The sequence below is a fragment of the Methylobacter svalbardensis genome (assembly GCF_037671525.1).
GTDB classification, from domain to species: Bacteria; Pseudomonadota; Gammaproteobacteria; order Methylococcales; family Methylomonadaceae; genus Methylobacter_A; species Methylobacter_A svalbardensis.
This window is the reverse complement of the sequence record NZ_JAWPOH010000049.1, coordinates 17224-25710: the sequence shown is the minus strand read 5'-3', so window position 1 is coordinate 25710 and position 8487 is coordinate 17224. Positions and strand designations below refer to the sequence as shown.

Below are 8487 nucleotides of genomic sequence, written 5' to 3'. Positions count from 1 at the left end.
GGTCAGTAACATCCCCGTTAAACAAAATCCTAGCCAAGTCTTTTGTAGGTGCGTCAGCCTGGCATTGGACTTTAGCTTTCCCAGGGCTGCATCTAAATCAGTGACAAACGATTTTATAAAGTGTGCCGGCTCGTACATCAACATGGTGTTGAAATACGTGGCAGTTTACACTGATTAGCTTACCCGTTTTCCGGCTGTATTTCTAAGCTTAAAAACTTGAACATCGAGTGAAACACAATAGAACACCAACATGAGGGTGATACATGACGCGTCGTAAAGTCGACGCATATCCGGACTTTCAGTCCGTAACTCAAACCCACCAGCTTTAGCTGGTGGTTGCTTAGTCCGACGAATTTGAGCACTGGTTCTGGTCAAACTTGAATCGCATAGCTCCCTCTGTAAACCACAACGTAATATCAGCACATTTTCTTAAAGCATTGTTGTGTTCGGCTCAGTTGCTCGCCTTACAATGAGACTTTTTGATCTTTTGGCAGCGTCTTCTATCGCTATGTTTGTAGAGCATGCTGTGAAATTGATAGCAATAGTAGCCCTAGGGAAGCGCTGAACAAATCGCTTTTCAGCCACAAATGACAGACAAGCTGATTTTTTTCAGAAATCGCCGCTTAGCAATATACAATAAATGGTATTTATAACAGTTTCCCCCGATTTCCTTCTTAATCCGTCGTTATCGGGAAACGGCAGACGCATTTTGCCCTCAGGCAGCCATCAGCTGCCGCCTGAGCAGGTAAAGATTTGCTAGACCAACCAGCAAGTGGACCTGTGATGCATTTTTCTCCAGACCACGATAACGGGTCTTTTGAAAGCCAAATTGTTGTTTGATCACCCGGAAAACGTGCTCCACGCGAGCTCGAACCGAGGACTGTTTGCGGTTGCGCTTTTTCTGGCTGGCCGACAGGTTTTTGCCGGGCTTGCGTTTGTCATTGACACACCAGCGTATGCCCAGATACCGAGCTCCACGCCTATATTCATCGCTGGTATAACCGGCATCCGCAAAGATGACTCGATCATCCTCGCGCAACAGCTTGGGCAATTCATTGATATCGGCTACATTGGCTGCCGTTGTTATCACCGTGTGAACTGCGCCAGAATCCACATCGGCGCCTATATGGATTTTCATGCCGAAATACCATTGCTGGCCTTTTCGGGTTTGGTGCATATCCGGATCACGTGATTTATCCTTGTTTTTGGTGGAACTGGGCGCATGGATAATGGTGGCATCGACCATCGTGCCTTGAGAGACTAAGAGCCCTTGCGCTTTCAGATAATCATTAATGGTCTCCAACAGTTTTTTGGTCAATTGCTGCTTTCCCAACAAATGACGGAAGTTGAGGATCGTGGTTTCATCCGGCAACGCTTCTGTGACACTACCAAAACCGGCAAAGCGGCGGATGCTCTCAATTTCATAGAGGGCATCTTCCATCTGACGATCGGAAAAACTGAACCAGTTCTGCATGCAGTGAATGCGCAGCATACTGGCCAGCGGCATCGGTTGGCGGCCGCGTCGCCCTGCGATCGGATAAGCCTGCTCAATCAAGGTAATCATCTTTGTCAAGGGAACCGTTTGCCCCATTTCGCCCAGAAACACTTCTCTTCTTGTCTGGCGTTTTTTGTGGTTATATTCGAGGTCAGCAAAGCTGGTTTGTATCGGCATAGCAATTCGTCCGCTAGTCAGGTTATGTGTCGTCATTATTATCTCAAAGTAGGGATTTAATCAGCGATTCCCTAGATATCTTTAATATGAAACGGTTACCTATCACTTAAGCAGGCAAGAATCTTTCACTCAGCACCTGTTTCTCCGGCACGCCTTTGGCTCGCGCGGCCGCTTCGGCGGCATCGATCAGCGCCGGCGGCCCGCATAGGTAGATGTCGGGCAATACAGTCGCATCCGCCAGATCTTGAACCAGGGCATCAACCGGTGTACCGCAAAAGCCCTGCCACAGATCATCCGGTTTCCATACGCAATAAATCACCTGAAGCTGGGGCAGCTCTGCCTGCAATGCTTTCAACTCGGTCTGGCAAAACAATTCCTCGGCCCGGTTTGTACCGAAATAAAGCCGTGTCGGATGCGGTTCCTGAAACTCGGCCATACGCCTTAACATCGACAGCATGGGCGCCAGACCGGTACCACCGGCCACAAACCAGCGCGGTCTCAGGCCGCTTTCAGTCAGGCCGAAAGCCCCTTTTGGCCCGTGAACGATCAGGGTCTGTCCAACAGCAGCCTGTTCCCGAAACCAGGTGGAAAAAAGTCCGCCGGGTTGCAGCCGGATCAAAAACTCTAGCCTACCTTCCCAATTGCTTATATTGGCAAGTGAATAGGCGCGCTTGATGTCTTGTCCCGGCACTTCTAGTTCCATGAACTGGCCGGGCTCAAATTCGGCTACACTGTCGCCATCTTCATTCGGTGCGAGGCGCAATTCCAGACGCAGGGTATTTTCACCGACGGAATCGATGGCGGTAATTTCGGCGTTTCTGATCTTTATTTCACCCAGCAGAATACGGTCATAATCAAAGGGCAGGTCAATGCGCATATCGCTATGAGGAAAGGTGCAACAAAGCAGCGTGCCGCCCTTTGCTTCATCGTCTGCGGGCAGTGCCGCGGGGTTATGTTTGCCCAAGGTAAAGTCACCGTGGGTGACATCGGCATAGCAAGTGCCGCAATTACCCTGTCCGCACTGGGCAGGCAATACTATACGTGCGCTGGCGGCAGCTTCCAGCAGATTCTGGTCATCGGCACATTCGAAACGGAGCTGCTCTCCGTCACGGGTGGTGAGTTCAATGGCGTGAGTATTCATGTCTTGTTTTGACTCCAAAAAAAATGCCGCCGGAAAGGCTGTAAGTATTCAAGCTTTCTCTGAAAAAGTGGGATTTCAAAGAGGGCGCTAAATAGTTCATTTCCGGCAGCGAGGGAGAGGATTAAGTTATGCTGCTTTACGCGTCAGCGATGCTTCGATGTCAGCCTGTGCGGTGGTGATGGGCTGTAGCCCAAACTTATCCACCAGCACCTGCACCAGATTAGGCGTCAGGAAGGCGGGCAGCGTGGGGCCTAGGCGAATGTTGCGGATACCCAGCGCCAGCAAGGTCAGCAGCACGGCGACGGCTTTTTGCTCGAACCAGGACACGACCAGGGACAAGGGCAGATCGTTCACGCCGCATTCAAAAGCGCCGGCCAGCGCGGTGGCAATTTTGATTGCCGAGTAGCTGTCGTTGCATTGGCCTATATCCAGCAGGCGCGGAATGCCGCCGATGTCGCCGAAGTCATGCTGATTGAAGCGGTATTTGGCGCAGCCTAGCGTCATTACCACGGTATCCTGCGGAGCCTGTTCGGCGAACTCGGTGTAGTAATTGCGACCGGGTGCGGCGCCGTCGCAGCCGCCGACCAGGAAGAAGTGGCGAATGGCTCCGGACTTGACCGCATCGATCACCTTGTCGGCCACGCCCAGCACCGCATCGCGGCCGAAACCGATGGTGATGGTCTTTTCGCTGACATCATCTTTAAAACCGGGTAATGCCTGGGCGGCCTGGATCAACGGCGCAAAATTCTTGTCACTGATATGGCGCACACCGGGCCAGCCTACCGGGCCTGCGGTAAATATGCGCTGACGGTATCGGGGTTGCGGCTCGATGATGCAGTTGGAGGTCATCAAAATGCTGCCCGGAAACTCGGCAAACTCTTTTTGTTGATCCTGCCAGGCGCCGCCGTAATTGCCGACCAGATGCGGATAAGACTTGAGCTTCGGGTAAGCGTGGGAGGGCAGCATTTCGCCGTGAGTGTAGATATTGATGCCTGAATCTTTGGTTTGCTCCAGCAAAGCGGCCAGATCGCCCAGGTCATGACCGGACACCAGTATGGCTTTGCCTTTGATCGGTGTAGTGCGCACTTGAGTTGGCTGTTGCGCACCAAACGTGCCGGTGTTGGCTTCATCCAATAATTCCATCACCGCAAGATTTAAAGTACCCAGCGCCATGGCCTGATTCAGCAAGGCTTCAACATCGGCTGGGTCGGTGCTTAAAAAATCCAGCGCATCTTCGATTCCGGCATAAACGGTATCGCTTTCCTTGCCCAGCACATAGGCATGGTGAGCATAGGCGCAAACGCCTTTGAGGCCGTAAAGCACCAACGAGCGCAGGCCGATAATGTCCGCGCCGACTTCGTCGAGTCCGGCATTGATGCCCACTTCGGCAGCCTGTTTGAGCATACCGTCCATGTCGGCTGCAGGCTGCCAGGCAGCAGGACCGGCGAGTTGTTCGGGCGTTTTGTCATACGCAGACGCCGCTTGAATGTAGCTTGCCTTGACCCGGTCCCGTATATGCGCGGCTTCCTGTATCAGGGTAACGAAGCGGGTGGCATTGAAGTTGACGTTGGTTAAAGTGGTAAACATCGCATACAGCATGAATTCACCGGCTGCATTATCCGGGGCATTCAGGGCACGGGCGCGTTTGGCGTACTGGGCAATGCCCTTGACGCCGTGAATCAGTAAATCCTGCAAATCGGAAGTCGTGGCATCTTTGCCGCACATGCCTTTGGCGGTAGCACAACCGCTGACGGCATTGGAGCGGTCGGTTTGTTCGCATTGGTAACAAAACATCAGGTACTCTCCTCAAGATTGAATAGCATTAATAAGTTCGGACATATTCTTTTCAGATTCATTGGTAAATTTCCCAATCAATTAAGTAAGAGCACTTACCATGCCAAGCAAAAAACCTTGTATTTTCTGGTTTATCCAGGGTATCGTTGTGCTATTGACATCATCTTTGAGTTGTCTAATTGACAGCGTCGTTATCACTATGACTACAAACTTATTCTCCAGCTCGCTGATTGCCATTGTTGCCGACCTGTCCACAAACATGTCGGCAGAACAACGCTACCAGCGCCTGCTGGAACATTTGTGCCGGATTTTTCCTTGCGATGCGTCCGCGTTGCTCAAGTTTGAAGACCCTTACCTGATACCGCTGGCAGTTAACGGCTTATCGGAAGACACCTTGGGGCGGCGTTTTTTAATCAGTGAACATCCGCGTTTGGCGCAGATTTTGGCCTCCGAACAATCGGTACATTTTGCCGCCGACTCCGAGCTGCCCGATCCCTACGACGGACTCATTGAAACCGATAACGATCAGCTACTGGTGCATGATTGCATGGGAGTTACGCTGTTTATCGACGGGGAGCCCTGGGGTGCTTTAACGCTGGACGCGCTGGCCCCCGGCACTTTTGACAATATCGACCCGGTGCAGCTCAACACCTTTATCAGCCTGACTGCCGCGACGGTCAAGGCTGCAGGGCTGATTGCCTCTCTGGAGCAGCGGGTGCGTTATGTGACCCAAACTTTATTCAAGGAAAATACCGACCATGACATGATTGGTGACAGCGAATTCATGCGGAAATTGCGCAATGAAATTTCCATCGTTGCGCCCTCCGAACTGGCCGTCTTGATTTTGGGCGAAACGGGCGTGGGTAAAGAACTGGTTGCCCGGCGCATTCATCTGGAATCCACTCGCGCCGATCAAGTCATGGTCTATGTCAATTGCGCGGCATTGCCTGAGAGTATTGCCGAGAGCGAATTATTCGGCCACACCAAAGGCGCGTTTTCCGGTGCCGTTAACGATCGAACCGGCAAGTTTGAACTGGCTGACGGAGGCACGATTTTCCTGGATGAAATCGGTGAACTGCCGCTTTCCATTCAGGCCAAATTATTACGCACTTTGCAAAATGGCGAGATACAGCGCGTCGGCAGCGATAAACAAATCAAGGTTAATATACGGATCATTGCCGCAACCAACCGCAATTTGCAACAGGAAGTCGCGGCCGGCCAGTTTCGCCCGGATCTATACCATCGTCTGGCCGTTTATCCGATGCACGTTCCGGCATTGCGTGAGCGCGGCAAAGACATTTTGCTGCTGGTAGGCGCTTTTCTGGAAAAAAACCAGCAGCGTCTGGGCATCAAAAAGTTGCGTCTGGATCAGGGTGCCAAGAAAGCCCTATTGGATTATCACTGGCCGGGCAACATTCGTGAACTGGAGCATTTACTCAGTCGGGCGGCACTAAAGTCAGCGACTCAGGAAAATCGCCAGGCAGGTTTTATAACCATTTCCCAAGCCTATCTGGATATAGTGCCGGAACAGCCGGAGGCGCTGACTTATCCATCCAGCAAGGCTGGAACCGATTCTGCGACGCCTACATCCGCACCGATAGATTTTAAAAATGAAGTTGACGAATTTCAGCGCCGACTCATCGGGCAGCAACTTGCAGCGCAACAGGGCAATATGGCCGCTACGGCTCGGGTGCTGGGACTGGACCGGGGTAACTTTCATCGCCTACTAAATCGATTGGCGGTTAAAACTGAAACCTGATTGTTTGTTGCCTGCATGGATGCAGGTAAGGGGTGTGAGTAGGAGTGAATCAGCTTTTTCCAATCCGCATCTTCACTACCCACCTGCAAGCTCACACCGCAGGTGCGGGAGCCCTACTGGGCGACAAGGGCTATGACAGCGATGCATTCGTCCAGTCTATTCAGGAGAAAGGAATGCAAGCGGTCATTCCGCTTCGCAGCAACCGGATTGCGCCGCGTGACTGTGATGGGTTTGTGTATAAGGAACGCCATCTGATTGAGTGTTTCTTCGGTAAAATTAAACATTACAGACGGGTCTTTTCACGATTTGAAAAACTCGCCAGAAATTACATGGGCTTTATTCGCTTCGTTTCAGCTCTCATTTGGCTGCGATGAAATGTCAACAGAACCTGTAATAAAATCGATTTTATGTAGGTTCTTTTGGCATGCTTTGCTCGACTAATTATTGATTAGTGCGTGCTTGATCCATTTTATCGATAAACCAATCAAATATTGACTGAACATCATGAGGGCCTGGGCTTGCTTCAGGGTGTCCCTGAAAACTCATGGCCGGACAATCTGTTCGCTCAATTCCCTGCAAACTTCCGTCAAACAAGGAATGATAAGTCGCTATTAAATTATCCGGAAGACTGGCTTCATTGACTGCAAAGCCGTGATTTTGACTGCTTATCATAACGCGTCCGGTCGATTTCTCCTGCACAGGGTGATTCGCACCACGATGACCGAATTTCAGTTTTTCTGTTTTTGCACCACTAGCCAAAGCCAGCAATTGATGCCCCAAACAAATACCAAACACAGGGATTGTAGTTTCTAAAATCGTTTTGATAGCGTCTATTGCATAAATACAGGGATCAGGGTCACCGGGGCCATTGGACAAAAAAACGCCATCGGGATTCATCGCCAATACAGTGGCTGCTGATGTTGTTGCCGGAACAACAGTGATACGGCAGCCGCGATTAGCTAGTAATCTGAGAATGTTACGTTTAATACCAAAGTCGTAGGCAATAACATGTTTAGTCAGGTTCTCGGCTTGCGTATAGCCGTTTTGCAAATGCCAGATATTTTCAGTCCACTCATAAGACTTGGAAGTAGTGACTTCTTTAGCCAAATCCATGCCTTTTAATCCAGGAAAACTTTCAATCGCTGTTTTTGCCGTCTCTGGACAAACAGACTCGCCGGCCATAATACAACCCCGTTGCGCACCTTTGTCGCGCAAAAGACGGGTCAATTTTCGCGTGTCTATATCAGCAATAGCAACCACATTATTATCTAGCAAATACTGTTGCAGCGTTTTTTCACAGCGCCAGTTACTCGCCAATAATGACAAATCCCTAATTACCAAACCACTGGCAAAAACACCAACAGACTCATCGTCTTCGCTATTAGTTCCGACATTACCAATATGGGGATAGGTTAATGTCACAATTTGCCGGGCATAAGAGGGATCACTCAGAATTTCCTGATATCCGGTCATCGAGGTATTAAAAACGACTTCACCAACGGAACATCCATTTACACCTATCGACACACCGTTAAACACGGCCCCATCTTCCAACACCAATATTGCAGACTTAGCCAAATACGTCACCTCAAATGTGAAAAACGGGAATATGAGCCCTTGAGGACTCATCTCGTCACAAAAAAACTATACAATTCTACGAAATTATACAGCTTTGATCATTAATAATTTTTACTCGGGTAGATAAGTTACATTGCCTATCAAAAATCAACGGGCGCTCCAAATCGGTTTTAAAATTCAAAAAATGTAATTTTGTTATGATTTCAACTATTCCTGTTTCTAAAAAGGCTGTTTCTCTCTATTATCCTCCTCTTAATGCGTGCATTCTTTTCAAATTTCAGTAAATTCAATTCATGGCTTTTTGTTGCTCAATAATGGCCAATGAACGGAAGCTATCCAGCACCTGTTGCAATACAATGGAATCACTGTCGCGTGGAAAAACCATATAAGCGGGTAATCTAAATTGTGGACTGTCAGGTACATGAAACAATTTTTTGGCCTGGATTAAAGGCTCAGCTATGCGCATAGGCAGAAAACATGAACCACCATTACTGATGATTAACTGTACCCCCAGCCAGCCGATATTGACCACCTGAGGAGGGC

General features: G+C 49.7%; 6 protein-coding genes and 1 pseudogene. 2 read left to right on the top strand and 5 right to left on the bottom strand.

The window, feature by feature from the left end:
* Positions 1-715: 715 nt before the first annotated feature.
* The 3 genes from RW114_RS15590 to hcp form a co-directional block, all read right to left on the bottom strand.
* Positions 716-1672 carry an IS5 family transposase gene (locus RW114_RS15590; protein WP_340123687.1) on the bottom strand — a complete coding sequence of 319 codons (957 nt, stop codon included), beginning with the start codon at positions 1670-1672 and terminating at the stop codon, positions 716-718.
* A 106-nt stretch (positions 1673-1778) separates the two neighbouring features.
* Positions 1779-2813 carry an aromatic/alkene monooxygenase hydroxylase FAD-binding subunit MmoC gene (gene mmoC, locus RW114_RS15585; protein ID WP_340123686.1) on the bottom strand — a complete coding sequence of 345 codons (1035 nt, stop codon included), beginning with the start codon at positions 2811-2813 and terminating at the stop codon, positions 1779-1781.
* A 126-nt stretch (positions 2814-2939) separates the two neighbouring features.
* Positions 2940-4607: a hydroxylamine reductase gene (gene hcp / locus RW114_RS15580; protein WP_340123685.1), complete on the bottom strand. Its 1668-nt coding sequence runs from the start codon at positions 4605-4607 to the stop codon at positions 2940-2942.
* A gap of 199 nt (positions 4608-4806) precedes the next feature.
* On the opposite strand from hcp, the gene norR reads away from it, so the two are divergent.
* Together norR and RW114_RS15570 are read left to right on the top strand one after the other, a co-directional pair.
* Complete coding sequence (gene norR / locus RW114_RS15575; RefSeq protein ID WP_340123684.1) at positions 4807-6366, top strand: nitric oxide reductase transcriptional regulator NorR; 1560 nt, start codon at positions 4807-4809, stop codon at positions 6364-6366.
* 44 nt (positions 6367-6410) lie between these two features.
* Positions 6411-6740, top strand: coding sequence for a transposase (locus RW114_RS15570; RefSeq protein ID WP_340123683.1), 330 nt, complete (start codon positions 6411-6413; stop codon positions 6738-6740).
* Between the two features lie 67 nt (positions 6741-6807).
* Here the strand turns inward: RW114_RS15570 and carA are convergent, their stop codons facing one another.
* Together carA and RW114_RS15560 are read right to left on the bottom strand one after the other, a co-directional pair.
* Entirely contained in the window at positions 6808-7944 is a 1137-nt protein-coding gene (gene carA, locus RW114_RS15565) for a glutamine-hydrolyzing carbamoyl-phosphate synthase small subunit (RefSeq protein WP_340123682.1), read from the bottom strand.
* A 286-nt stretch (positions 7945-8230) separates the two neighbouring features.
* Positions 8231-8487: pseudogene (locus RW114_RS15560) on the bottom strand (LysR family transcriptional regulator); the annotation flags it as partial.